We start from the raw sequence: 24,413 nt of genomic DNA, 5'->3' as shown, positions 1-24,413 counted from the left end.
GTTGATGTCGATGAACAAGCATATTTCACCCACTGAGGCCGCCGCGCTGATCCCGGATGGTGCCGTCGTTTCGGTCTCGTCGTCGAGTGGTCTTGGCTGCCCCGATCTGATGCTAAAGGCGATCGGCGAGCGTTTTGACGCAACCGGCCATCCTCGCGACCTGACGACGCTGCACCCGATCGCCGCCGGCGACATGAGCGGCATCAAGGGTGTCGATTACATCGCCAAGAAGGGACTTTTGAAGAGGATCATCGGCGGCTCCTATCCCTCGGGTCCGTCGAGTGCCGAACCGCCCCTGATCTGGCAGATGATCGGCGCCGACGAGGTTGCAGCCTACAATATCCCCTCCGGCGTTCTCTTCGACATGCACCGCGAGGCCGCCGCCAAGCGCCCTGGCGTTATGACCAAGGTCGGGCTCGACACCTTCGTCGATCCGTCGCGCGAAGGCTGCGCCATGAATGCCTCGGCGTCAGTCGAGCCGGTGGTCAAAAAGGTCGCCTTTGAGGGCGAGGACTGGCTCTATTTCAAGGCGATCGCACCGCAGGTGGCGATTATTCGCGCGACGACTGCGGACGAGCGCGGCAATCTTACCTATGAGCACGAGGGTGCCTATCTCGGTTGTCTCGATCAGGCGCTGGCCGCCCGCAACAATGGCGGCATCGTCATTGCCCAGGTCAAGCGCATCACCAAGGAAGGCTCGTTGAAGCCGCACGACGTGCGTGTGCCGGGCGTGCTCGTCGACTATGTCGTCGTCGATCCCGACCAGAAGCAGACGACGCAGACGCTCTACGATCCGGCCATCTCCGGCGAGATCTTCCGTCCGCTCGACAGTTTCCGCGTGCCGGAATTCAACATCCAGAAGGTGATTGCCCGCCGGGTGGCGCAGGAGTTGCAAACGGGCAGCGCCGTCAACCTCGGCTTCGGCATTTCGGCCAACGTGCCGCGCATCCTGCTCGAGGAGGGCCTGCATGGCGCCGTCACCTGGGTGATCGAACAGGGGGCTGTCGGCGGCGTACCGCTCCTGGATTTCGCCTTCGGCTGCGCGTCGAACGCTGACGCCTTCATGCCTTCGCCCTACCAGTTCACCTATTTCCAGGGCGCGGGCTTCGATGCCTCGCTGCTCTCCTTCCTCGAAATCGACCGCAACGGTTCGGTTAATGTCTCGAAGCTCTCCTTCCGGCCGCATGTGACGGCCGGCGCCGGCGGCTTCGTCGACATTACTGCTCGAGCCAAGAAGATCGTCTTTTCCGGCATGTTCAACGCCGGCGCGAAGCTTGCCGTCGCCGATGGCAAGCTGGTGATCGAGAAGGAAGGCAAGCTGAAGAAGCTCGTCAACGAGGTCGAACACGTCACCTTCTCGGGCCGCCGCGGCGTCGAGCAGGGGCAGGACATCACCTATGTCACCGAGCGCTGCGTGATGAAGCTGACGCCCGAAGGCGTGATGCTGACCGAGATCGCGCCGGGTGTCGACCTGCAGGCACATATTCTCGACCAGTCCGAATTTCCGCTCCTTGTATCCGATCGATTGAAGACCATGGATGCGGCACTTTTCCACGAGGCGCCGATCGGCCTGAAACTGCCGGTCAAGGCTGCCCGTACGCTTGCGGGAGGCGCCCGTGTCTGAGGAGCGCATCCAGATCGCAGTCGACGGCCCGATCGCGACGATGACTGTCGCGCGTCCGGACAAGCTCAATGCCTTCGACATCGACATGCTGAAGGCGCTCGCTGCCGCCTGCGATACGGTGGAAGTGATGCGCGACGTGCGCGTGCTGATCCTGACGGGTGAGGGCAAGGCCTTCTCCGCCGGTGGCGACATCAAGGCCTGGGGCGGCATGGATGCCGCAGCCTTCGGTCATGATTGGGTGCGCTTTGGCCATCGCGTCTTCGAGCGGCTGGCGACGTTGAGAATGCCCGTCATCGCAGCGCTCAACGGCCATGCCCTCGGCGGCGGCCTGGAACTAGCCGCGGCGGCTGACATCCGGATCGCCGAAAGCCAGATCAAGATCGGCCTGCCGGAAACGAGCCTCGGCATGGTTCCCGGCTGGTCGGGCACGCAACGTCTCGTCGTCCGTTTCGGCGCGCAGATCGTGCGGCGCATGGTACTCGGCGGTGAGATGTTTACGGCAGAGACGGCGAAGGCCGAAGGCCTTGTCGATGGGGTCGTCGAGACCGGAACAGTGATGCAGGCGGCGCGCGACTACGCAGCCCGCGTGGCAAAGCGCGGCCCGGCCGCGCTCGAGATTTCAAAACTGATGATCGCCTCGGCGAACGGCGAGGACAATGGTGCCGCGGTCGAAGCGCTGGGGTCCATCCTCGTCGCCAAGACAGGCGACCTCAGGGAAGGGGTCGCTGCCTTTTCCGAAAAGCGCGAAGCCCAGTTCAAGGGAGAATGGTAATGACGGTTCTGGTGAGGCCCAAGGCACTTAGCGATCACAAGGTGCGCACGTTCCAGATGCTGATCGACGGCAAATGGGTCGACAGCGCCGACGGACGCACGATCGAGCGCGTCGCCCCCGGCCACGGCGTCGTCGTCAGCCGCTATCAGGCAGCAGCGAGCGGCGATGCCGAGCGGGCGATCTCTGCTGCCCGTCGCGCCTTCGACGATGGCCCCTGGCCGCGCATGACGGCGTCCGAGCGGTCTCTGATCCTGCTCAAGGCGGCCGACATGATTGCCGCGCGCGCCGACGAGCTTGCTTTCCTCGACGCCATCGAATCGGGAAAGCCGATCAGCCAGGCCAAGGGCGAACTGGGTGGCGCTGCCGATATCTGGCGTTATGCTGCTGCTCTTGCCCGTGATCTTCACGGCGAAAGCTACAATACGCTGGGAGACGGCACGCTCGGTGTGGTTCTGCGCGAAGCGATCGGCGTCGTTTCGATCATCACGCCGTGGAACTTCCCGTTCCTGATCGTCAGCCAGAAGCTGCCTTTTGCGCTTGCCGCCGGCTGCACGACAGTGGTCAAGCCTTCCGAACTGACCTCAGCCTCGACGCTCGTGCTTGGCGAAATTCTCGAAGCGGCCGGCGTACCGGCCGGTGTCGTCAACATTCTCACCGGCACGGGTCCCGAGGTCGGCGCGCCGATGACGACGCACGCGGATGTCGACATGATCTCCTTCACCGGCTCCACCGGCGTCGGCCGTCTGACGATGGCCAATGCGGCGCAGACGTTGAAGAAGGTATCGCTCGAACTCGGCGGCAAGAACCCGCAGATTGTCTTCCCCGACGCCAACCTCGACGAGTTCATCGATGCGGCCGTGTTCGGCGCCTACTTCAACGCCGGCGAATGCTGCAATGCCGGCTCGCGGCTGATCCTTCACCGCGACATTGCCGAGGAGGTGACGGCGCGCATCGCCGCACTCGCGGCCAAGGTCAAGGTCGGCGATCCGCTCGATCCGGAAACCCAGGTCGGCGCGATCATCACGCCGCAGCATCTGGAAAAGATTGCCGGCTATGTTTCTGCCGCATCGAAGGATGGTGCCGCTGTCGCTCATGGCGGCGCTGCACTCGATCTCGGCATGGGACAGTTCATGGCGCCAACCATTCTTTCACAGGTGCGACCCGACATGGCTGTTGCCCGCGAGGAGGTTTTCGGGCCGGTGCTGTCGGTGCTGACCTTCGAGACCACCGACGAGGCAATCCGCATCGCCAACTCCATCGACTACGGTCTGTCGGCCGGTGTCTGGAGCCGCGATTTCGACACCTGCCTGACGATCGGCCGCCGCGTGCGCGCCGGCACGGTCTGGATGAACACCTTCATGGATGGGGCTTCCGAGCTGCCGTTCGGCGGTTATCGCCAGTCCGGCCTCGGCCGCGAACTCGGTCGGCATGCGGTCGAGGATTATACCGAAACCAAAACGCTCAACATGCATATCGGCGCCCGCACCGGCTGGTGGATGCCGCGCTAACTTAGAGCATTTCCAGGAAAAGTGCGAAGCGGTTTTCCGTCAGGAAATACGTAAAAACAAAGAGATAGAGCGTCGCCGTGACTCCGTTTAAACCGGAAACGCTCTAGGGGACAAGGGGAGACGGATGATGTCGGCAGGGATCGCAGCAACGAAACGGGCAGGGGCGTCATGGCACGCCGCCGGCCTGTCGTTGTCGCGCGGTTCAGTTCGATGCCGACCAGTTGGCGGGGATCTGCGGAGAGAGCAGAAGCTGCAGTTTGTTGACGTCGGTTTCGCCGCCGATGCGCTGGAGCAGCACGCGGCCCATGTCCTCGCCCGTAGCCGTCAGATCCTCATAGATCGTTTCCACCTGGGGCTGGATCGCGCCCAGGAGGTGCGACGTCTGCTTGGCGACAATGTCGTATTCGTTGCCGAGCGTCAGGCCGCAATCGCTCATGCCGGTAATGGTGGCGAGAGCACAGACTTCGCCACCGCACATGAAACTATCAGGCGGGTCGGGCTCGGCGTAACGCTGGCGAACACGGTCGCGGATGTCGCCGGCCGGGCTGTCGAGATCGATACCGGAGAGAATTTCGTAGGCGCAGCCCGCCTCGCGCACGGCGGTCATGAAGCCGTGCTGCAGGTGGCCGCCGAAGGTGAAGTCGGTTGGGCCGCTGATCAGTGCCGGCTTGCGGCGCCCCTTGGCGATCAGCCGGCGGGTGGCCTGGTAGGAGAAGGTGAAGTTGTCGTAGTCGACATAGGCGTGCGGGGTCGAAAGCTCGGTGCGTCCGTGGGTGACGAACGGAAAGCCGATCTCCGAAAGCAACATGACGCGCGGATCGAGCGGTTCGGTGCGCGAGAAGATCAGACCATCAGCCATGCTGTTGCGGGTGATGTAGTTCACCGCCTCGACATTGGTCGTGTTGAGGAAGTTCGGCATGACGATCAGGTGATAGGACGTGCCCTGCAGCGCCTTGGCGATGCCGCTCATGATCGAGGTGCCATAGCCGAGGATTTCCTCGTGTGGGTCGAGCAGGACGGCGATGACGTTGGTGCGGCCGGTCTTCAGGCGCTGGGCGGCGCGATCGGGCGAATAGCCGATTTCGATCGCCACCTCGCGAACCCGCTTGCGGGTGTCGGCGGAGATTTGCGGCGCTTCGGCGAGGGCGCGCGAAACGGTGGTGACCGCAAGCCCGGTGATCTCGGCGATCGTGCGAAGGGTCGGCTTGCCCCGTCTGGCGGGCGAACCAATGTCTTCGGAACGGGCGGGCTTGGGGGAATCGGCCAATGCTAGTCATCCTCAAGGCGGTCAAGAGCGGCTTTTGTAACGTGGCACGAACGCTTAGGCAATCGAATCATGAAAACGTTTTAAATCTCGCGACGCGGCATGAATTGCTGCACTGCGAAACGCAAACTGTTGTATATAATTCAGCAAATTCAATTGCTTCGTGAGGTGAGGAAGTGCACGCGTGCGGAATGCTTGACTTGCTGAATTTATAACGTTTTAAATTGGCCAGCCGCTGCCTTAGGCGGTGCGATATCCGAGGCGGGAGGAGGTTCCGCTTCGATAACTTGCAAACGGGAGGATAACGATGCGCAAGTTGATGACGACGACGGCTGTTGTGGCGCTGATGATGGCGGCCACCGCCGCGCGCGCAGCAGAAAACGTGGAAGTGCTGCACTGGTGGACTTCCGGCGGTGAGGCTGCTGCGCTCGACGTTCTGAAGAAGGACCTCGAAAGCAAGGGTATTTCCTGGACCGATATGCCGGTCGCCGGCGGCGGCGGCACGGAAGCCATGACCGTGCTTCGCGCCCGCGTCACCTCGGGCAACGCTCCGACCGCAGTGCAGATGCTCGGTTTCGATATTCTCGACTGGGCCAAGGAAGGCGCACTCGGCAACCTTGACGATACCGCTTCCAAGGAAGGCTGGGACAAGGTCATCCCGACGGCCCTGCAGCAGTTCTCGAAGTATGACGGCCACTGGATCGCCGCTCCGGTCAACGTCCACTCGACCAACTGGGTCTGGATCAACAAGGCTGCCCTCGACAAGGCCGGCGGCAAGGAGCCGGCGAACTGGGACGAGCTCATCGTCCTTCTCGACAACTTCAAGGCTCAGGGCATCACGCCGATCGCCCATGGCGGCCAGCCGTGGCAGGACGCGACGATCTTCGACGCCGTCGTGCTCTCGCTCGGCAATGATTTCTACAAGCAGGCCTTCATCGATCTCGATCCGGCAGCGCTCGGTGGCGACAAGATGAAGGAAGCCTTCGACCGCATGACGAAGCTGCGCTCCTATGTCGACGACAACTTCTCCGGCCGCGACTGGAACCTCGCTTCGGCAATGGTGATCGAGAACAAGGCCGGCCTGCAGTTCATGGGCGACTGGGCCAAGGGCGAGTTCCTGAAGGCGAAGAAGGTGCCAGGCACCGATTTCGTCTGCATGCGCTTCCCGGGTACGCAAGGGTCCGTCACCTTCAACTCCGACCAGTTCGCGATGTTCAAGGTTGCTGACGACAAGATCCCGGCACAGCTGCAGATGGCCTCGGCGATCGAAAGCCCGACCTTCCAGTCGGCCTTCAACGTCGTCAAGGGTTCGGTTCCTGCACGCACCGACGTTCCGGATACGGACTTCGACGCTTGCGGCAAGAAGGGCATCAAGGATCTCGCCGAAGCCAACACCAACGGCACGCTGTTCGGTTCCATGGCCCATGGCCATGCCAACCCAGCTGCCGTCAAGAACGCGATCTACGACGTCGTGACGCGCGAGTTCAACGGTGAATTGACCTCCGATGAGGCGGTCAAGGAACTCGTCGCCGCCGTCGCGGCTGCGAAGTAACGGGCGAGGCCCGGTCCGGGACGCGAGCAAGCGTCCCGGACACTCATTCTGACATGCAAGCGTCTTCGAAGCGTCGCGTCCATCGCGGACGCAGGGGAGCGGTTTGATACAAAGAACCTGCGCGGATGCCGATACCAGGGAGTTTCCCGACGGCAGAGCGCCAGAAGTGGTGAACGTTCATGGATAACCGCAGTCGACTGCAGGACCTGATACCGAAGCTGGTCCTTGCCCCGAGCTTCGTTATCGTCCTGATCTTTGTTTATGGCTTCATCGCCTATACCGGCTTCCTGTCGATGACGGACAGCAAGATGCTGCCGTCCTACAATTTCGTCGGTTTCAGCAATTATCAGAAGCTCTGGGCCCTGCCGCACTGGTGGCGGGCGGTGAGCAATCTGGCGATCTTCGCTTCGCTCTATATCGCCATCTGCTCGGTGCTGGGGCTTGGACTTGCGATCCTGCTCGACCAGAAGATCCGGGCGGAAGGCTTCCTACGGCCGATCTACCTCTATCCGATGGCGCTGTCGTTCATCGTGACCGGCACGGCCTGGAAGTGGTTCCTCGATCCCGGCATCGGGCTTGAAAACACCATGCACCTCTGGGGCTGGGAGAGCTTTTCGTTCAACTGGATCAAGGACCGCAACTACGCGATCTATTGCGTGGTGATCGCCGCCGTCTGGCAATCGACCGGCTTCATCATGGCGATGTTCCTTGCCGGTCTGCGCGGCGTCGACAACGAGATCATCAAGGCGGCGCAGATCGATGGCGCACCGACATCGACGATCTACCGGCGGATCATCATTCCCTTGATGCGGCCGGTCTTCCTCTCCGCCTTCGTCGTTCTCGCCCATCTGGCGATCAAGGCCTACGACCTGATCATCGCGCTCACCGGCGGCGGGCCGGGCCAGGCGACCGAATTGCCGGCGACTTTCATGTATTCCTACACCTTCACCCGCAACCAGATGGGCATCGGCGCCTCGTCGGCCATCATCATGCTGGTGATGATCTTCTCGATCATCGTTCCCTATCTCTACTCCGAAATCCGCGGAGGAAAACGCCCATGAGCGCCCCCAGCCCAGACAATGTCATCTCGCACAACCGCCTGACGCGTGCCCTGATCTACACGGTACTCATCGTCTTTGCGCTCTATTCGCTGCTGCCGCTCTATGTCATGCTGGTCAACTCGCTGAAACCGCTCGACGAGATCCGCCAGGGCGGCATGCTCAACCTACCGCAGACCCTGACACTGGAACCCTGGCTTTCGGCCTGGTCGACGGCGCAGATCGGAGTTCAGCCGACAGGCCTGAAGCCGTTCTTCATCAACTCGATCCTGATGGTGGTGCCGGCCGTCGCGATCTCGACGATGATCGGCGCGCTCAATGGCTACGTCCTGACCAAGTGGCGCTTTCCCGGTGCCAACATCTTCTTCGGCATGCTGCTCCTGTCGTGCTTCATCCCGTTCCAGATCGTGCTGATCCCGATGGCGCGCGTGCTTGGCATCATCGGCCTTGCCGGATCGATCTGGGGCCTGATCTTCGTCCACGTGATCTACGGCCTCGGCTTCACCACGCTCTATTTCCGCAACTACTACGAAGCCTTCCCGACGGAACTCGTGCGTGCGGCGCAGATCGATGGCGCCAGCTTCTTCCAGATCTTCTGGCGGATCCTGCTGCCGTCGTCCGGTCCGATCATCGTCGTCTCGGTCATCTGGCAGTTCACCAATATCTGGAACGACTTCCTGTTCGGGGCATCCTTCTCCGGCGCCTCTTCGACGCCGATGACGGTGGCGCTCAACAACCTCGTCAGCTCGTCGACCGGGGTCAAGGAATACAACGTTCATTTCGCGGGCGCGATCCTCGCCGCCCTGCCAACGCTCATCGTCTACATCGTGTCCGGCCGCTACTTCGTGCGCGGGCTGATGTCCGGCGCCGTGAAAGGATAAGCTCATGTCGTTCCTCAAAATCAGCAACCTGCGCAAATCCTACGGCTCGCTCGAGATCCTGAAGGACATCAATCTGGAGATCGACGAAGGCGGCTTCCTCGTGCTCGTCGGCCCGTCCGGCTGCGGCAAGTCCACCCTGCTCAACACCATTGCCGGGCTGGAGCCAATCACCTCGGGCGAGATCGCCATCAACGGCCGGTCGGTCGCCGATCTGCACCCGTCCAAGCGCGACATCGCCATGGTGTTCCAGTCCTACGCGCTCTATCCGAACATGACGGTTGCGGGCAACATCGCCTTCGGCATGGAAATCCGCGGCGTGCCGAAGGACGAACGCGAGAAGGCGATCAAGCAGGTCGCCGACATGCTGCAGATCGGCCATCTGCTCGATCGCAAGCCGAGCCAGCTTTCCGGCGGCCAGCGCCAGCGTGTCGCCATGGGCCGCGCCCTTGTGCGCAAGCCGCAGGTCTTTCTCTTCGACGAACCGCTGTCGAACCTGGACGCCAAGCTGCGCGTCGACATGCGCACCGAGATCAAGCGTCTCCACCACCGGATGAAGACAACCATCGTCTACGTCACCCACGACCAGATCGAGGCGATGACGCTGGCGACCAAGATCGCGGTATTGAAGGATGGCGTGCTGCAGCAATTCGGGACGCCGGCCGAAATCTACAACAATCCGGCCAACATGTTCGTCGCCGACTTCATGGGTTCGCCGGCCATGAACCTGCTGACGGCCCGGATCGAAAGGAACGGCGCCGATGTTGCCGTCACGCTCGCGCGCCCGAACGCCGAGCCGATGAAGCTCACCGTTCCGCATGCCAGCGGCGCACTCTCTACCTATGCCGGCAAGGACGTCGTCTTCGGCATCCGCCCGGAAGCACTGACCGACCCTGACGGTGCCGACCGCAATGCCAAGGCGATCGTCGAAGGCGAATGCCTGATCGAGGTGGTCGAGCCCGCCGGTTCGGACACCTTTGCGGTGACCCGCCTTGGCGGCAAGGAGGTCGTCGCCCGCCTGCGTGCCGATGCGCGCATCGCACCCGGCCAGACGTCGCAGCTCGCCTTCAATCTCGACAAGGCGGTGTTCTTCGATCCTCAGACGCAGCAACGGATCGCGTAACGGCCGATGGAGCAGCAGCCGGATATCGTCATCATCGGGTCGGGCATCGGCGGCTCCACCGTTGCGGCGGGGCTTGCCGGCTCCGGGGCGCGCATAGCCATACTCGAGCGCGGCGAGCGCCTGCCCGACACACCGGAAGCGCGCAGCTATAGTTCGATCTTCGTCAAGGGCCATTTCCGGCCCAAGGAGATGTGGCGCGAAGCCGACGGCACGGAGTTCAATCCGGGCAATTTCTATTTCGTTGGCGGCAATTCCAAACTCTTCGGTGCGGTGCTCTTGCGCTACCGTGCAGAGGATTTCACCGAGATGCAGCATCTTGGCGGCGTTTCGCCGGCATGGCCCTTTCTCTATGAAGAGCTGGAGCCGTGGTACGGCAAAGCCGAGCAACTGTTCGAGGTGCGTGGCGAATTGGGTCAGGACCCTACGGAGCCGTTCCACGCCTCGCCCTACCCTTATGGCCCGGTACCGGACGAGCCGGCAATTGCTCGCGCGCGCGCCGAGTTGAAGGCGCAGGGGCTCAATCCGGCGACGCTGCCGCTTGGCGTCGACATCGAGACGTGGCTGGCAGGCGGGCGCACGCCATGGGACGGGTTTCCCAACACCGGCAAGGGCAAGAAGGATGCCGAGACCGCATCGCTCGCCTCCGCGCTGAATGACCCCAACATCGAGCTGATCACCTCCGCGCATGTCGACACGCTGGAGAAAGGTCGGGGCGGCCGGATCGAGGCGGTCCATTACACCCATAGGGGCGAGAAGAAGCGCCTGTCGCCCAAGTTGGTGATCCTGTCGGCGGGCGCGATCAACTCGGCCGCCATCTTGCTGCGCTCCGGCGATGGCAAGGGGCTCGCCAACGCCTCCGGCCAGGTCGGCCGCAACTTCATGAACCACAATTGCAGCGCCATGCTGGCGATCAATCCGTTCAGGCGCAATGACAGCATCTACCAGAAGACGCTGATGCTGAACGATTATTACCTGACCGGCGGCAGGGACGGTTTGCCACTCGGCAATGTCCAGCTGCTCGGCAAGATCAACGGTGACATCCTCAAGGCCAATGCGCCGGTCTGGGCGCCGCGCTTCGCATTGGATTTCATGGCCGGTCATGCGGTCGACTGGTACATGATGACGGAGGACCTGCCGAACCCGGAAAGCCGCATCATGGTCGACGGCAAGGGCATCATCATGCAGTGGCGGCGCTCGAACATGGAGGCGCTTTCCGGGCTCGAAGCGAAGATGCGCGCCCACTTCAAAGCTGCAGGCTATCCGATCGTGCTCTCCCAGGCCTTCGACAAGCGCACGCCGTCGCACCAGTGCGGCACGATCCGGATGGGCACCGATCCCGGTCAGGCGCCGCTCGACGTTTATTGCCGCGCCTTCGATCATCCGAACCTCTTTGTCGTCGATGCCGGCTTCCTGCCAACGTCCGCTGCGGTCAACCCGGCGCTGACGGTGGCGGCACAGGCGCTGCGCGTTGCCGACCATATCGTTGCGAAGGAGCTGAGAGCATGACGACATCGACGCGTCCCGTGGCTGTTGTCACCGGTGGCCGGCGAGGAATCGGACTCGGCGTGGCCCGGGCACTGGCGCGCGACGGCTTCGACATAGCGCTGACGGGGCTCGGTGCGGCGGATCAAGCGACGCAAGCCACGCTCTCCGAGCTATCGGCGCAAGGCGGTCGCGCCATCTACCTCGAGGCCAATCTCGCCGATATCGGCGCGCATGCCGCCACCGTCGCCTGCATCCGCCAGGAACTGGGCCCGATCCGCTGCCTCGTCAACAACGCCGGCATCGCCTCCGTCGTGCGCGGCGACTTTCTCGACCTTCTGCCGGAGAATTTCGACACGATCGTCGCCACCAACTTGCGCGGCACAGTGTTCTTCACCCAGGCCGTGTTGCTCTCGATGCTCACCGAGCCGCCAGGTGCGGCACCACGTTCAATCATCAACATCACATCGGTTTCCGCGACCATGAGTTCGCCCGAGCGGCTCGACTATTGCATGACCAAGGCCGGCCTTGCCGCCTTCAGCCAGGGGCTCGCCTTGCGGCTGGCCGACACAGGCATCTCCGTCTTCGAAATCCGGCCCGGGGTCATCCGGTCTGACATGACCGCTGGCGTCTCGGCGAAATACGACGCCCTGATCGACGGCGGACTGGTGCCGATGAAACGCTGGGGCGAGCCAGAAGACATCGGCAACATCGCCGCAGGGCTTGCCAGCGGCAAATTCGGCTTTGCGACCGGCTCAGTCATCCAGGCCGATGGCGGCCTGTCGATCGGTCGACTCTAGAAAATAGTGCAGGGCAGTCCGGGGCTCGCAACGGCGAGCAGGTTTCGAGTTTAACACGTCGGAAATTTGGAACGTTCCAAATGCCGTGCCGTGGAGGAAGACAGGCAATGACATACGACTATATCATCACCGGTGCCGGCCCTGCCGGCTGCGTTCTCGCCAACCGTCTCTCTGAGGATCCGTCGGTCCGCGTCCTGTTGCTGGAGGCGGGTGGCGGCGACTGGAACCCGCTGTTTCACATGCCGGCCGGTTTTGCCAAGATGACCAAGGGAGTTGCAAGTTGGGGCTGGGAGACCGTGCCACAGAAACACATGAAGGGCAGGGTGCTGCGCTACACCCAGGCCAAGGTCATCGGCGGCGGTTCGTCGATCAATGCCCAGCTCTACACCCGCGGCAATGCGGCCGACTATGACCTCTGGGCGTCCGAGGACGGCTGTGCCGGCTGGGACTATCGCAGCGTTCTTCCCTATTTCAAGCGCGCCGAAGACAACCAGCGCTTCGCCGACGACTATCATGCCTATGGCGGTCCGCTCGGCGTCTCGATGCCGGTTTCTACCTTGCCGATCTGCGATGCCTACATCCGCGCCGGCCAGGAACTCGGCATTCCCTACAATCACGATTTCAACGGCCGTCAGCAGGCCGGCGTCGGCTTCTACCAACTGACGCAGCGCAATCGCCGGCGTTCGAGCGCGTCGCTTGCCTATCTCTCACCGATCAAGGACCGCCGGAACCTTACCGTTCGCACCGGAACGCGCGTCGCCCGGATCGTGCTCGAGGGTACGCGCGCCGTCGGCGTCGAGGTGGTGACGGCGAAGGGAAGCGAGACGATCCGGGCGGAGCGGGAAGTTCTGGTCACGTCGGGCGCCATCGGTTCGCCGAAGCTGCTCCTTCAATCCGGTATCGGCCCGGCGGATCACCTGAAGTCGGTGGGCGTGCCGGTAAAGCACGACCTACCCGGCGTCGGTGGCAATCTGCAGGACCACCTCGATCTGTTCGTCATTTCCGAATGCACCGGCGATCACACCTATGACAACGTCGCGAAGCTGCACCGGACGCTCTGGGCCGGCCTGCAATACGTGCTTTTCCGCTCCGGCCCGGTGGCATCGAGCCTGTTTGAGACCGGCGGCTTCTGGTACGCCGACCCGGATGCCCGCTCGCCGGATATCCAGTTCCACCTCGGCCTCGGCTCCGGCATCGAGGCTGGCGTCGCGCGACTGAAGAACGCCGGCGTGACGCTCAATTCCGCCTATCTGCATCCGCGCTCACGCGGCACCGTCAGGCTTTCCGACGCTGATCCGGCCGCAGCGCCGCTGATCGATCCGAATTACTGGGAAGATCCGCACGACCGCAAGATGTCGATCGAGGGGCTGAAGATAGCCCGCGAGATCATGCAGCAGGCCGCCCTCAAGCCTTTCGTGCTGGCGGAACGTTTGCCGGGCAACACTGTCGTCTCCGACGAGCAGTTCTTCGACTATGGCTGCGCCAATGCCAAGACCGACCACCACCCGGTCGGCACCTGCAAGATGGGCACCGACGCCATGGCCGTGGTCGGACTCGATCTGAAAGTGCGTGGGCTGGAGGGCCTTCGCGTCTGCGACAGTTCGGTCATGCCGCGCGTTCCCTCTTGCAACACCAACGGGCCGACGATCATGATGGGCGAAAAGGGCGCCGACATCATTCGCGAGCGCCAGCCCTTGCCGCCGGAGATCTTCGCCCATGAACGAAACGATGCCCGGCCACGTGCCCGCGCCGATATCCGTTGAGGAAAACCATGATCCGCCACTGTGTCTTCATTCGCTTTCGTCCAGACGTTTCGGCGGATGAGAAAGCGTCGATCTTCGCCGAGATCGCGGCGCTAAAAAGCCGGCTTCCCGGCCTTCTCGCGACCTATGCCGGCGCCAATGTCAGCCCGGAAGTGGGCATGGACAAAGGGTATGCCGAGGGTTTCATCGTCGATTTCTCCGACGCAGCCGCGCGTGACGCCTATCTCGACGATCCGGAGCATCGGCAGACCGGTGCAAAGATCGTCGCGGCGGCGCAAGGCGGCATCGACGGCATTTTCGTCTACGATCTCGAAATCGCGGGCTGAAGACGATGGCGGCCTTCGAAGCGCGTCCCTTTCTCACCGCCCTTTTCGACGCGGCCGTCCGCGCCGCCGATCCCTATGAGGCGATCCGCGCGCATCTGCCGGAAAAGCCGAAGGGACGAACGATCGTTGTCGGCGCGGGCAAGGCCGCAAGCCAGATGGCCGCAGCTTTCGAAAAGCTGTGGGATCACCCGCTGACCGGCGCCGTCGTTGCGCGCCACGGGCCGATTGAACGCTGCGAGCGCATTCGCGTGTTGCAATCCGCCCATCCGGTGCCGGATGAGGCTGGCCTTCGGGCGTCGGAAGAGCTGCTGAAGCTGGTGGAAGGCCTGACCGCTGACGATCTGGTTGTCGCTCTGATTTCGGGTGGTGGATCGTCCTTGCTGCCGGCGCCGCCGGAGGGTTTGATGCTTGCCGACGAGATCGCCGTCAACCGGGCGCTGCTTGCCTCCGGCGCACCGATTTCCGCGATGAACGTCGTGCGCAAACATGTGTCGCGCATCAAGGGAGGCCGTCTTGCGGCGGCCGCTGGGCCGGCGCGTGTCGTCAGCCTCGTCGTTTCCGACGTTCCCGGCGACAACCCCGCTTTCGTTGCCTCGGGCCCGACAGTGCCTGACGGGTCGACGGTGGAGGAGGCGCTGGAGATCGTCGGCCGCTATCGCATGGCTCTTCCCGATGGCGTGGTGGCCCACTTGCGATCCGGTGCCGCGCGGGCACCTGATCCGTCCGAACCGGTTTTCCGTCGGCACGAATGCCACGTGATTGCGTCGGCGCGTGTCTCGCTGGAGGCTGCAGCAAGGACGGCGCAGGAATTGGGTGTAGAGGCGCGCATTCTTTCTGATGCGATTGAAGGCGAGGCGCGCGATATCGGCCGCATGCATGCGGCGCTGGCGCGTGAAGTCGCCCAGCGCAATCAACCTTTCGAAAAGCCGGTCGTGCTGCTTTCCGGCGGCGAAACGACTGTGACGATATCGGGCAAGGATTACGGCAAAGGCGGCCGCAACAGCGAGCTGTTGCTGTCGCTGGCGCTCGACATCGAGGGGCTCGACGGGATCGATGCCCTGGCGGCGGATACGGACGGCATCGACGGGTCTGAGGACAATGCCGGCGCCTTTGCCGATGGCGGCAGCGTCAGTCGCATGCGTACTGCCGGTGCTGATCCGCGGGCGCATCTGGCGCGCCACGATGCCTGGTCGGCATTCTCAGTGAGTGGCGATCTTTTCGCGCCCGGTCCGACTGGAACCAATGTCAATGACTTCAGGGCGATGCTAATCCGTTAGCCGGATTCTCCGGCTCAAGGCAGAACAGAAAATCTGCGTGTCATGGTCGCCGCCAAACGTTTCGGCGGCGACCATGATCTCTTGTTTTTACTTGGCGCGCTTCAAGGCATCGCCGAGGATCGAGACGATTTCGCCGAAGTGATTTTCGTCGGCGATCAGCGGCGGCGAGAAGGCGATGATGTCGCCGGTCACGCGGATCAGCAGCCCCTTTTCGAAGCAATCGACGAAGACCTCATAGGCGCGGGCGCCGACAGCACCCTCGCGTGACTGCAGCTCGATGCCGGCGATGAGGCCGATGGTGCGGATGTCGATGACATGCGGCAGGCCGTTCAGCGAATGCATGGCATCATGCCAGGCGTCCTGCAGCTCGGTGGCGCGGGTCATCAGGCCCTCATCGCGATAGATGTCGAGCGTGGCGATACCCGCGGCGCAGGCGGCCGGGTGGCCGGAATAGGTGTAGCCGTGGAAGAGCTCGATCTGGTTTTCCGGGCCGTGCATCAATGCGTCGTGCACCTTGCGGCTGGCAAAGACCGCGCCCATTGGGATGGCGCCGTTGGTGAGCCCCTTCGCCGCCGTCACCAGGTCCGGGGTGACGCCGAAGAAGTCGGTGGCGAACGCAGCGCCAAGGCGACCGAAGCCGGTGATGACTTCGTCGAAGATCAACAGGATGCCGTGTTTGTCGCAGATCGCGCGCAGCCGCTCGAGATAGCCCTTCGGCGGGATGAGCACGCCCGTCGAACCGGCAACCGGCTCGACGATGCAGGCGGCGATGGTTTCGGCGCCGTGTAGCGCCACCAGCCGTTCGAGATCGTCGGCAAGTTCGGCGCCGTGCTCGGGCTGGCCCTTGACGAAGGCATTCTTGGCAAGGTCGTGGGTGTGGCGCAGATGGTCGGAACCGGGAAGCTGCGGGAAGACGCGGCGGTTGTTGAGGATGCCGCCCACCGAAATGCCGCCGAAGCCGACGCCGTGGTAGCCGCGCTCGCGCCCGATCAGCCGCGTGCGAGTGCCCTGGCCGATCGCGCGCTGATAGGCGATGGCCATCTTCAGCGCCGTGTCAACCGATTCCGAGCCCGAGCCGGTGAAGAACACGCGGTCGAGCTTCTGGCCTTCCGGCCCCGGCGCGATTTCGGCAAGGCGTTCGGCAAAATCGAAGGCGATCGGGTGGCCCATCTGGAAGGAGGGGGCGAAATCCATCGTCGACAGCTGGCGTTCGACGGCTGACGCGATCTGGCGGCGGCCGTGGCCGGCGTTGACGCACCAGAGACCGGCGGTGCCGTCGAGGATCGTGCGGCCATCGGTGCTGGTGTAGTGCATGCCCTCGGCGGAGGCGAGCAAGCGCGGTGCCGCCTTGAACTGCCGGTTGGCGGTAAAGGGCATCCAGTAGCTGTCGAGTACGGGGGCGTTGGGTTTGGTGTGCTGGTTCATGGCATCCTCCTGAAGATCAGGGGATTGACGCCATGATTTGAATTGCCAAACAAGTCCTTTTCTGTTGTCGTTCAAGCCATTGAATTTTATACAACGAGGTTTGCGAAATTGCGATATTTCGAACAACCTGAACACCGAGATGGACACCCATGAGCGTCGACATTGGAAACCGGCTTCGCCACCTCCGGCTGATGCACAATCTTTCGCAGCGCGAACTTGCCAAGCGAGCGGGCGTGACCAACTCGACGATCTCGCTGATCGAGTCGAATGCGTCCAATCCGTCGGTCGGCGCACTGAAGCGCATCCTCGACGGCATACCGATCGGACTTGCGGAGTTCTTTTCGTTCGAGCCTGAACGGCCGCGCAAGGCATTCTACGCCGCAGAGGAACTGGTCGAGATCGGCAAAGGGCCGATCTCCTATCGCCAGATCGGCGACAATCTCTTTGGCCGCAGCCTGCAGATCCTGAAGGAATGTTATCAGCCGGGCGCGGACACTGGAAAAGTGCCGCTGGTGCATGAAGGCGAGGAGGGCGGCATCGTGCTGTCGGGGCGCATTGAGGTCACCGTCGACGACGAGCGGCGGATTCTCGGGCCTGGGGATGCGTACTATTTCGAAAGCCGGCGACCGCACCGATTTCGTTGCGTCGGGCCGGTACCTTGCGAGGTGATCAGCGCCTGCACGCCGCCGACGTTTTGAAGGAAGGGAGCGGGCGCCCCTCATCCCGCTGCCGCGACCTTCTCCCCGCCTGCGGGGAGAAGGGATATGCCGCCAGCGCCTCATACTCTCTTTGCGAACAGGAGTAGAGAGGCAGCTGTTTGCGCGACCGTCCCCTCTCCCCGCAAGCGGGGAGAGGGCTAGGGTGAGGGGCTACTTCCGAGTTACGAAAGCCGAGCGCAGGCGTCGGCGATGCGCATGAGCGCTTCCTTCAGTTCCGCTTCCGACGTCGCATAGGAGATGCGGAAGAACGGCGACAGGCCGAAGGCCGAGCCGGGGACAACGGCGACATGGGCGTCGTCGAGCAGGTAGGCGCAGAAGTCCGTGTCCGTCTCGATCGTCTTGCCCGAAGGCGTCACCTTGCCGAGCATGCCGGCGCAGCCGGAGAAGGTGTAGAAGGCGCCTTCCGGAACGCGGCAGTCGAGACCGTCGATGGCGTTGAGGCCGTTGACGACGAGATTGCGGCGGTGCTGGAAGCTGGCCGTGCGTTCCTTCAGGAAATCCTGCGGGCCGGTCAGGGCTGCCACCGAAGCGGCCTGGCTGACCGAAGACGGGCAGGAGGTCGCCTGGCTCTGGACGACAGCCATCGCCTTGATCAGCTCGCGCGGACCACCGGCATAGCCGATGCGCCAGCCGGTCATGGCATAGGCCTTGGAGACACCGTTGACCGTCAGGGTGCGGTCCTTGAGCCGAGGCTCCAGTTGGGCCGGGGTGACGAAGCGGAAGCCGTCATAGACGATGTGCTCGTACATGTCGTCGACCAGCAGCCACACATGCGGATGCCTCAAGAGCACGTCGAGCAGCGGCCGGTAGTCGTCAGCGCTGTAGGCGGCACCCGAAGGGTTGGAGGGTGAGTTGAGAAGCACCCAGCGCGTCTTCGGCGTGATCGCCGCTTCGAGCTTGTCGGCGGTGAGCCGGAAACCGGAGGCCGCGTCGCAGGGGATCAGCACCGGCTTGCCTTCGCAGATCTGGACGATATCCGAATAGGAGGTCCAGTACGGCGTCGGAATGACAACTTCGTCGCCGGCGTCGATCGTCGCCATCATGGCGTTGAACAGGATCTGCTTGGCGCCGGTGGCAATGGTGATCTCGTCCTGTTCGTAGGCGAGGCCGTTCTCGCGCTGGAACTTTTCACGGATCGCCTTCTTCAGTTCCGGCGTGCCGTCGAGTGCGGTGTATTTGGTTTCGCCGCGCTGGATCGCCTCGCAGGCGGCCTGCTTGACGTAGTCAGGCGTGTCGAAATCCGGCTCGCCTGCGCCGAGAATAATGACCGGCTTGCCCTCGCGCTTCATCGCTTGCGCGCGCGCGCCGATCTTGAGGATTTCGGATACTCCGATCGAAGAGATCCGCGAGGCGGGCTTGAAGCCCGCCTCCTTGACCGTTGCGTTGATGGTCATCGCTTGGTCCTACTCGATATCGAAGGAGACGCCCTGTGCCAGTGGCAGGGCCTTCGAGTAGTTCACCGTGTTGGTGGCGCGACGCATGTAGGCCTTCCACGAATCGGAGCCCGATTCGCGGCCGCCGCCGGTTTCCTTTTCACCGCCGAAGGCGCCGCCGATTTCCGCACCTGAGGTGCCGATGTTGACGTTGGCGATGCCGCAATCCGAGCCGTCGACGGCCAGGAACCGTTCGGATTCCTGCATGTCGCGGGTGAAGATCGACGAGGACAGGCCGGCTGCAACCGCATTGTGGTCGGCAACGACTGCGTCGAAGTCGCTGTACTTCATGACGTAGAGGATCGGCGCGAAGGTTTCTTCGAGGACCGGGCCTGCCTGCTCAGGCATTTCGACCAGGGCGGGCTTGGCGTAGTAGCCGTTGGCATAACCGAGCTCGACGCGTTCGCCGCCGGTGACGGCGCCGCCATGGGCCTTGGCTTCGTCGATTGCCTTCTGCATGCCGTCGAAAGCGGCCTTGTCGACCAGCGGGCCGACGAGTGCGGTGGTTTCCAGCGGATTGCCGACCGAGACCGAGCCATAGGCCTTCTTCAGGCGGGGAACGAGCTGGTCGTAGACGCTTTCATGCACGAACAGGCGGCGCATGGTCGTGCAGCGCTGGCCGGCGGTGCCCATGGCGCCGAAGGCGATGGCGCGCAGCGCCATGTCGAGATCGGCCGATGGGCAGACGATACCGGCATTGTTGCCGCCGAGTTCGAGGATGGCGCGGGCGAAGCGCTTGGCAAGACGCGGGCCGACGTCGCGGCCCATGCGGGTCGAGCCGGTGGCCGAGACCAACGGAACCTTCGGGTTGTCGACGAGGACTTCACCGACGGCGCGGTCGCCGATCAGAACCTGCGACAGGCCTTCCGGGGCGTCGCCGAAGCGGGCAAGCGCGCGTTCGAAGATAGCCTGCGATGCAAGCGCCGTGAGCGGGGTCTTTTCCGACGGCTTCCAGACGACGGAGTTGCCGCAGACGAGCGCCAGCGCCGTGTTCCACGACCAGACGGCGACCGGGAAGTTGAAGGCGGAGATGACGCCGACGACGCCGAGCGGATGCCAGGTTTCCATCATGCGGTGGCCGGGACGCTCCGTGGCGATCGTCAGACCGTAGAGCTGGCGGGAAAGGCCGACTGCGAAATCGCAGATGTCGATCATTTCCTGAACTTCGCCGAGGCCCTCGGAGGTGATCTTGCCGGCTTCGATCGAAACGAGGCGGCCGAGGTCGGCCTTGAAGGCGCGTAGCTCTTCGCCGAGCAGGCGGATCAATTCGCCGCGCTTCGGTGCCGGAACGAGGCGCCAGGCCTTGAAGGCTTCATGCGCCTTGTCGATCTTGGCGGCAGCCTCCGTGGCCGAAACCGTCTTCAGGCTGGCGATCTGTTCGCCCGTGACCGGGCTGAACGACGGCATGTCGCCGCCGGTGTAGAGTTCCTTGGCGACGCCCATCTTCTCGAGGAGGGCTGCTGCCTCCTTGGTGACGTCGATCTTCTTCGTTGCAATGTTCATCTGGTCTGACTCCCGTTTTCCTGCCCTGGCCTATCCGAAGCGCACGCTGCCGAGTTTCCCCGGCGAGGTGAGCGTCTTCAGGCCCGCGGCCATGTCCTTGAGTTTGTCGGTTGTATAAACGTCGTAGTAGGCCTGGTTGCGGCGGCCTATCGCATGTTCCGCGCTGAAACTGCCGTGATACTCCTCGACCGCCACGGCGAAAACCCATTCTCTCAAACGCTGCTCGAATGTCGGATCGCTGAGCAGCGCGCTGTCCTTCGGCACCACGAGATTGAAGTGTACACCACCATCGCCGATATGGCCGAAGTCGCAGACGGTGACATCAGGAAACCTCGTCGGCATTTCGGCCTTCATATGGTCGCAGAAGGCCATGATGTCACCCCTGCGGAAGGAGACGTCGAAGGCGATCAGCTTGCCCAGGTGTTTCACACCTTCCGAAAGTGCGTGGCGCAGCGCCCAGACCTCATGCGGCGGGCCGACGAACGCGTCGGCGAGCGGTGCCGTCTCCATCTCCCAGATCTCGGCCAGCACCGTTTCAAGCACGGCGTCGAGCGATTGCTCGCCTTCGCGTGGGGCCCAGGTGCGGCTGATTTCCGCGAGAATGACGTATTCAGGGACGTGTCCGCCCTGGAACGGGTTCTTCAGCGAAGGCACATGCGCGAACGCCGCCTTGACGGCGTTGCTCGACATGCCCTCGAAGGCCGAGAGGTAGGCGCCGAGCCGCTCTTCCATGGCGCGCAGCAGCGGCAGCACATGGGCGCCGCTTGCCGGCACCAGCAATGCGGTCGCCGTCTGCTGCGGCAGGCGCTCCAGATTGAGCACGCATTCCGTGATGATGCCGAAGGCGCCCGACGTGCCGACGAAGACCTGCTTCCAGTCGACGCCGGTGTTGTTCTTGCGCAGGTCGCATTGAAGATCGAGCACGGTGCCGTCTTCATCGGCGAGAACCACGGTGAGGCCCAGCGTGTTGCGGCGCACGTCGCCGTATTTCAGGAAACGCGAGCCGCCGGTGTTGGTGGCGATCATGCCGCCGATGCGCGGATCGGCGCCGAGATCGATCGGGAAAAACAGGCCATGTTCTTCCAGCCGGCGGTTGAGATCGGAAAGCCTGAACCCGGCATCGACGCGCACCGAACGATTGTCGAGATCGAGTTCGAACGCTTTGGTGAGGCGGTCGAGGCTGAGGATCGCTTCGTTGCCGGAACTATCAGGGGTCGAGCCCGAGACCAGTCCGGTATTGCCCGATTGCGGGATCAGGGCGATGCCATGACGCACGCAATAGGCAACGGTTGCCGAGGTTTCCACTGTTGTCGCCGGCCGCAGAACGACCGAAGCCCGGCCACGATCGTAGCGCGCGCCGGTCTCGTAGGCTTCCATGTCTTCAGCACGCGTGACCACACCCTTGTCGCCAAGGATGCCGGTCAGCGCGTCTATGTGTACCTGTTCAATCATCGTGAACGCATCATTCCGCAGCCATGGCTGCGGTCAAGGCCCGCAGGCAGCTTTCGATCGATGCCTCTTCGATGCCGGCATAGTGATCGAACTCGTTGAGCACTGTGGCGCCGAGGTCAATCTCGAAGCGCTTCTGGTTCGGGCTTGCGACAAAAGCCTGCTGCGCGCCGTCGCCGAGATTGGACTGGAAGATGCCTGCGGCGCTGACCGGCAGGAAGTCTTCGTAGACGATGGCGTCGAACTGCACGAGGCCGTCGGCGATCAGCGTGTTGATATCGCGGCGGTCGGAAATCCGGGTCTTCAAGCCCTTCTCGGTCAGTGAATAGCTGAAATAGCCAAGGCCGGCTTCGCGAATGCCTGCCCAGGTGTCGGGGAAGCTTTCGAAGGCTTTGGCAAGCGCGGCTTCATAGTCGCGGGCGTTGGAGCCGTCGGCTGCCGGGCGCACGATCTTGCGCGAGGCTTCCAGAAGCTCGTCGTAGAGCGCACGGCCCTTGGGAGTGAGCGCAATGCCGCGCTGCTCGATCTCGCCGAAGCGGGCGGTGTGCGAGCCGGCTTTCCAGTCGCCGCCGCCATCACGGAAGGAAACGGCCTCTTCCAGCGCCTTGAACGAGGTCTGGCGAAGCAGGATTGGGCATTTGCGGGTCGGCGGACCTTCGACGACGGCCTTCGGCGCGATGCCGAATTCGGGCATCAGCGCCTGGACCTGGTCGATATCCAGCGTGCGCGGCGTCAGGTGGTTGATATGCGGGCCCTTGAACGACACGACGTCGGCGATCAGCCGGTGGGCGTCATGCAGGCGCTTGTACATGTCGGCGCTGACATTGGCCCTGTCGTGCCAGCGGAAGGTCTCCAGCACTTCGGAGACGAAACGCTCGGCGTCGGCCTTGTCGAGGCCGCCATCACGCTCGGCCTTTTCGGCGAGTTCGATGGCAACAGGCGTAAAGATCCGACGCTCGGCCAGGATCGCCTCGGATGCGGCGCGCAGACTCTCGTCCGCAATCAGGTCAAGGCGAAGAAGCGAGGTGAAGACACGGAAGGGATTGCGCTTCAGAGCGGTTTCGCCAACCGGGCGGAAGGCGGTCGAGTGCACCGGTACGCCGGCGGTCGAAAGATCGTAGTAGCCGACCGGGTACATGCCCATGACAGCAAAGACGCGACGCATCATCGAGAGTTCAGCAGGCGTGCCGAGACGGATTGCGCCGTGGCGCTCCTCGGAAATGCGATCAAGCGAATCCGTCGCATCGAGGCGCTCTTTCAGCGCCGGGTCGGCATTGAGCGTATCGTCGTTGACCTTGGCAACCAGTTCCATCAGCGTGCCGTAAGCAGGCACTTCCTCGCGGTACATGACCGACATGGCTGCGGAAAAGGCCGAACGGATATCATCGGCGGATACGAAACTATTCTCTTTCACTGGGGCTCGCCTCGCGCTATGGGTGAAGGACAAGGTCATTCTCATTTCGGATCATATCCAAAGGAAGCGGCCATTGATCGCGCTGCTTGTGACTATGTTGATGCGAGGCTGGAATGAAGTTAAGCCGCAGACTGGTTCCTGATGTTACGACGCTGCAGGCTTTCGAATGCGCGGCACGGCACGGCAGCTTCACGCAGGCAGCCGCCGAACTCAATCTGACCCAGAGTGCCGTCAGCCGTCAGATCAAGGATCTGGAGAACCAGCTCGGCGTTCTCCTGTTTGAGCGGGTGCGCCAGCGCGTCATTCTCTCCGAGGCCGGGCAGAAGTTCCTGCCCGAGGTTCGCCGCCTGCTCAACCAGACCGAAGAGCTGATGGTGCGGGCAATGGCCTCGGCGCGCGCCGACTCGACATTGTCGATCGCGTCGCTGCCGACCTTCGGCAGCCGTTGGCTGGTGCCGCGGCTGCCGGATTTTCTTCGCCAGCACCCCGATACCGTGGTCAATATCGCGTCGCGGTCGGCACCCTTCGATTTCGACGAGCAGAACTTCGACATCGCCATCCACTACGGCCAGCCGGTTTGGGCGCATGCCACCTGCAGCTATCTCTGCAGCGAGATCATCGTGCCGGCGGCAAGCCCGACCCTGCTTGCGGCCAATCCGGTGGCGACGCTGGAGGATATCGTCGGCGGTCCGCTGCTGCACCTGGCGACGCGACCCAAACTCTGGGCGCAATGGTTCGAGGCCAACGGCATGGATGGAAGGGGTGCCTATCGCGGTAACCGCTTCGATCAGTTCTCGATGGTGATCGAGGCGGCCACGGCCGGTCTCGGTTTCGCCTTGCTGCCCCGCTATCTGATCGAACAGGAGCTGGCAGCGGGAACATTGCGCATCGTTCTCGACCGGCCGATGCAGACGGAGAACAGTTATTATCTCGCGGTTCCGGAAGGCAAACTCGAAAACCCGATCAGTCTCGCCTTCCGCGAATGGATCACTGAACAGGTCGGGTAGGTTTCCCATCCTCGAACATGTTTCGACCGATGGCCG

At 63.1% G+C, this 24,413-nt stretch carries 20 protein-coding genes; 14 read left to right on the top strand and 6 right to left on the bottom strand.

The annotated features are described in order from the left end of the window. Positions 1-4 precede the first annotated feature (4 nt). The 3 genes from ASD03_RS26295 to ASD03_RS26285 are packed head-to-tail and all read left to right on the top strand — an operon-like array spanning position 5 to position 3,904. Positions 5-1,624 carry an acyl CoA:acetate/3-ketoacid CoA transferase gene (locus ASD03_RS26295; RefSeq protein WP_057217357.1) on the top strand — a complete coding sequence of 540 codons (1,620 nt, stop codon included), beginning with the start codon at positions 5-7 and terminating at the stop codon, positions 1,622-1,624. Beyond that, on the top strand, positions 1,617-2,396 hold the full coding sequence (locus tag ASD03_RS26290) for an enoyl-CoA hydratase/isomerase family protein (RefSeq protein ID WP_025425262.1): 780 nt from the start codon (positions 1,617-1,619) through the stop codon (positions 2,394-2,396). The genes ASD03_RS26295 and ASD03_RS26290 overlap by 8 nt, the downstream gene beginning before the upstream one ends. Beyond that, the gene (locus tag ASD03_RS26285; protein ID WP_025425261.1) at positions 2,396-3,904 is read left to right on the top strand and encodes an aldehyde dehydrogenase family protein; all 1,509 of its coding nucleotides are present in this window, start codon (positions 2,396-2,398) and stop codon (positions 3,902-3,904) included. Before ASD03_RS26290 ends, ASD03_RS26285 begins: the two co-directional genes overlap by 1 nt. A 202-nt stretch (positions 3,905-4,106) precedes the next feature. Here ASD03_RS26285 and ASD03_RS26280 read toward each other — a convergent pair whose 3' ends face one another. Beyond that, positions 4,107-5,171, bottom strand: a complete 1,065-nt coding sequence (locus ASD03_RS26280) for a LacI family transcriptional regulator (RefSeq protein WP_025425260.1) — start codon at positions 5,169-5,171, stop codon at positions 4,107-4,109. A gap of 304 nt (positions 5,172-5,475) precedes the next feature. Between ASD03_RS26280 and ASD03_RS26275 the strand changes: the two genes are divergently transcribed. From ASD03_RS26275 to ASD03_RS26235, 9 genes are all read left to right on the top strand, one after another. Next, positions 5,476-6,720: an ABC transporter substrate-binding protein gene (locus ASD03_RS26275; protein ID WP_025425259.1), complete on the top strand. Its 1,245-nt coding sequence runs from the start codon at positions 5,476-5,478 to the stop codon at positions 6,718-6,720. 179 nt (positions 6,721-6,899) lie between these two features. Continuing rightward, on the top strand, positions 6,900-7,781 hold the full coding sequence (locus ASD03_RS26270) for a sugar ABC transporter permease (RefSeq protein ID WP_025425258.1): 882 nt from the start codon (positions 6,900-6,902) through the stop codon (positions 7,779-7,781). After that, complete coding sequence (locus tag ASD03_RS26265) at positions 7,778-8,659, top strand: carbohydrate ABC transporter permease (protein ID WP_025425257.1); 882 nt, start codon at positions 7,778-7,780, stop codon at positions 8,657-8,659. The genes ASD03_RS26270 and ASD03_RS26265 overlap by 4 nt, the downstream gene beginning before the upstream one ends. Before the next feature lie 4 nt (positions 8,660-8,663). Beyond that, complete coding sequence (gene ugpC, locus ASD03_RS26260) at positions 8,664-9,779, top strand: sn-glycerol-3-phosphate ABC transporter ATP-binding protein UgpC (protein ID WP_025425256.1); 1,116 nt, start codon at positions 8,664-8,666, stop codon at positions 9,777-9,779. A 6-nt stretch (positions 9,780-9,785) separates the two neighbouring features. Next, positions 9,786-11,285, top strand: a complete 1,500-nt coding sequence (locus ASD03_RS26255) for a GMC family oxidoreductase (protein WP_025425255.1) — start codon at positions 9,786-9,788, stop codon at positions 11,283-11,285. Then, entirely contained in the window at positions 11,282-12,061 is a 780-nt protein-coding gene (locus ASD03_RS26250) for a 3-ketoacyl-ACP reductase (RefSeq protein ID WP_025425254.1), read from the top strand. Before ASD03_RS26255 ends, ASD03_RS26250 begins: the two co-directional genes overlap by 4 nt. A gap of 107 nt (positions 12,062-12,168) precedes the next feature. Further along, positions 12,169-13,824 carry a GMC family oxidoreductase N-terminal domain-containing protein gene (locus ASD03_RS26245; RefSeq protein ID WP_025425253.1) on the top strand — a complete coding sequence of 552 codons (1,656 nt, stop codon included), beginning with the start codon at positions 12,169-12,171 and terminating at the stop codon, positions 13,822-13,824. Between the two features lie 8 nt (positions 13,825-13,832). Then, positions 13,833-14,150 carry a Dabb family protein gene (locus tag ASD03_RS26240; RefSeq protein WP_025425252.1) on the top strand — a complete coding sequence of 106 codons (318 nt, stop codon included), beginning with the start codon at positions 13,833-13,835 and terminating at the stop codon, positions 14,148-14,150. A gap of 5 nt (positions 14,151-14,155) precedes the next feature. Further along, positions 14,156-15,427, top strand: coding sequence for a glycerate kinase (locus ASD03_RS26235; RefSeq protein WP_025425251.1), 1,272 nt, complete (start codon positions 14,156-14,158; stop codon positions 15,425-15,427). Positions 15,428-15,514: 87 nt separating this feature from the next. Here the strand turns inward: ASD03_RS26235 and ASD03_RS26230 are convergent, their stop codons facing one another. Continuing rightward, positions 15,515-16,852, bottom strand: a complete 1,338-nt coding sequence (locus ASD03_RS26230; protein WP_025425250.1) for an aspartate aminotransferase family protein — start codon at positions 16,850-16,852, stop codon at positions 15,515-15,517. A 149-nt stretch (positions 16,853-17,001) separates the two neighbouring features. Here ASD03_RS26230 and ASD03_RS26225 point away from each other — a divergent pair, with 149 nt between their 5' ends. Then, positions 17,002-17,550: a cupin domain-containing protein gene (locus ASD03_RS26225; protein ID WP_025425249.1), complete on the top strand. Its 549-nt coding sequence runs from the start codon at positions 17,002-17,004 to the stop codon at positions 17,548-17,550. A gap of 182 nt (positions 17,551-17,732) precedes the next feature. Here the strand turns inward: ASD03_RS26225 and ASD03_RS26220 are convergent, their stop codons facing one another. Genes ASD03_RS26220 through ASD03_RS26205 form a run of 4 tightly spaced genes read right to left on the bottom strand, consistent with a single transcriptional unit; the run spans position 17,733 to position 23,370 of the window. Continuing rightward, a complete protein-coding gene (locus ASD03_RS26220; protein WP_057210881.1) occupies positions 17,733-18,965 on the bottom strand; it encodes a pyridoxal phosphate-dependent aminotransferase in 1,233 nt (410 codons plus the stop codon). Between the two features lie 9 nt (positions 18,966-18,974). Further along, a complete protein-coding gene (locus ASD03_RS26215) occupies positions 18,975-20,507 on the bottom strand; it encodes an aldehyde dehydrogenase family protein (protein WP_025425247.1) in 1,533 nt (510 codons plus the stop codon). 30 nt (positions 20,508-20,537) lie between these two features. Next, positions 20,538-21,959: an FAD-binding oxidoreductase gene (locus ASD03_RS26210; RefSeq protein WP_025425246.1), complete on the bottom strand. Its 1,422-nt coding sequence runs from the start codon at positions 21,957-21,959 to the stop codon at positions 20,538-20,540. A gap of 10 nt (positions 21,960-21,969) precedes the next feature. Beyond that, positions 21,970-23,370 (bottom strand): VOC family protein, encoded by a 1,401-nt coding sequence (locus ASD03_RS26205; protein ID WP_025425245.1) that lies wholly within the window; start codon positions 23,368-23,370, stop codon positions 21,970-21,972. Positions 23,371-23,483: 113 nt separating this feature from the next. Here ASD03_RS26205 and ASD03_RS26200 point away from each other — a divergent pair, with 113 nt between their 5' ends. Next, positions 23,484-24,377 carry a LysR family transcriptional regulator gene (locus tag ASD03_RS26200; RefSeq protein ID WP_025425244.1) on the top strand — a complete coding sequence of 298 codons (894 nt, stop codon included), beginning with the start codon at positions 23,484-23,486 and terminating at the stop codon, positions 24,375-24,377. Positions 24,378-24,413: the final 36 nt, after the last annotated feature.

This window comes from Ensifer sp. Root127, assembly GCF_001425225.1.
Classification (GTDB): Bacteria; Pseudomonadota; Alphaproteobacteria; order Rhizobiales; family Rhizobiaceae; genus Ensifer; species Ensifer canadensis.
This window is presented reverse-complemented; position numbering and strand designations above follow the sequence as displayed.

What these genes read in the sequence shown, in the direction of transcription:
- ASD03_RS26230 (WP_025425250.1), bottom strand. Translation starts at nt 16,852, where the DNA reads ATGAACCAGCACACCAAACCCAACGCCCCCGTACTCGACAGCTACTGG.
- ASD03_RS26255 (WP_025425255.1), top strand. Translation starts at nt 9,786, where the DNA reads ATGGAGCAGCAGCCGGATATCGTCATCATCGGGTCGGGCATCGGCGGC.
- ASD03_RS26270 (WP_025425258.1), top strand. Translation starts at nt 6,900, where the DNA reads ATGGATAACCGCAGTCGACTGCAGGACCTGATACCGAAGCTGGTCCTT.
- ASD03_RS26235 (WP_025425251.1), top strand. Translation starts at nt 14,156, where the DNA reads ATGGCGGCCTTCGAAGCGCGTCCCTTTCTCACCGCCCTTTTCGACGCG.
- ugpC (WP_025425256.1), top strand. Translation starts at nt 8,664, where the DNA reads ATGTCGTTCCTCAAAATCAGCAACCTGCGCAAATCCTACGGCTCGCTC.
- ASD03_RS26250 (WP_025425254.1), top strand. Translation starts at nt 11,282, where the DNA reads ATGACGACATCGACGCGTCCCGTGGCTGTTGTCACCGGTGGCCGGCGA.
- ASD03_RS26240 (WP_025425252.1), top strand. Translation starts at nt 13,833, where the DNA reads ATGATCCGCCACTGTGTCTTCATTCGCTTTCGTCCAGACGTTTCGGCG.
- ASD03_RS26215 (WP_025425247.1), bottom strand. Translation starts at nt 20,507, where the DNA reads ATGAACATTGCAACGAAGAAGATCGACGTCACCAAGGAGGCAGCAGCC.
- ASD03_RS26285 (WP_025425261.1), top strand. Translation starts at nt 2,396, where the DNA reads ATGACGGTTCTGGTGAGGCCCAAGGCACTTAGCGATCACAAGGTGCGC.
- ASD03_RS26295 (WP_057217357.1), top strand. Translation starts at nt 5, where the DNA reads ATGTCGATGAACAAGCATATTTCACCCACTGAGGCCGCCGCGCTGATC.
- ASD03_RS26275 (WP_025425259.1), top strand. Translation starts at nt 5,476, where the DNA reads ATGCGCAAGTTGATGACGACGACGGCTGTTGTGGCGCTGATGATGGCG.
- ASD03_RS26200 (WP_025425244.1), top strand. Translation starts at nt 23,484, where the DNA reads ATGAAGTTAAGCCGCAGACTGGTTCCTGATGTTACGACGCTGCAGGCT.
- ASD03_RS26210 (WP_025425246.1), bottom strand. Translation starts at nt 21,959, where the DNA reads ATGATTGAACAGGTACACATAGACGCGCTGACCGGCATCCTTGGCGAC.
- ASD03_RS26245 (WP_025425253.1), top strand. Translation starts at nt 12,169, where the DNA reads ATGACATACGACTATATCATCACCGGTGCCGGCCCTGCCGGCTGCGTT.
- ASD03_RS26265 (WP_025425257.1), top strand. Translation starts at nt 7,778, where the DNA reads ATGAGCGCCCCCAGCCCAGACAATGTCATCTCGCACAACCGCCTGACG.
- ASD03_RS26225 (WP_025425249.1), top strand. Translation starts at nt 17,002, where the DNA reads ATGAGCGTCGACATTGGAAACCGGCTTCGCCACCTCCGGCTGATGCAC.
- ASD03_RS26220 (WP_057210881.1), bottom strand. Translation starts at nt 18,965, where the DNA reads ATGACCATCAACGCAACGGTCAAGGAGGCGGGCTTCAAGCCCGCCTCG.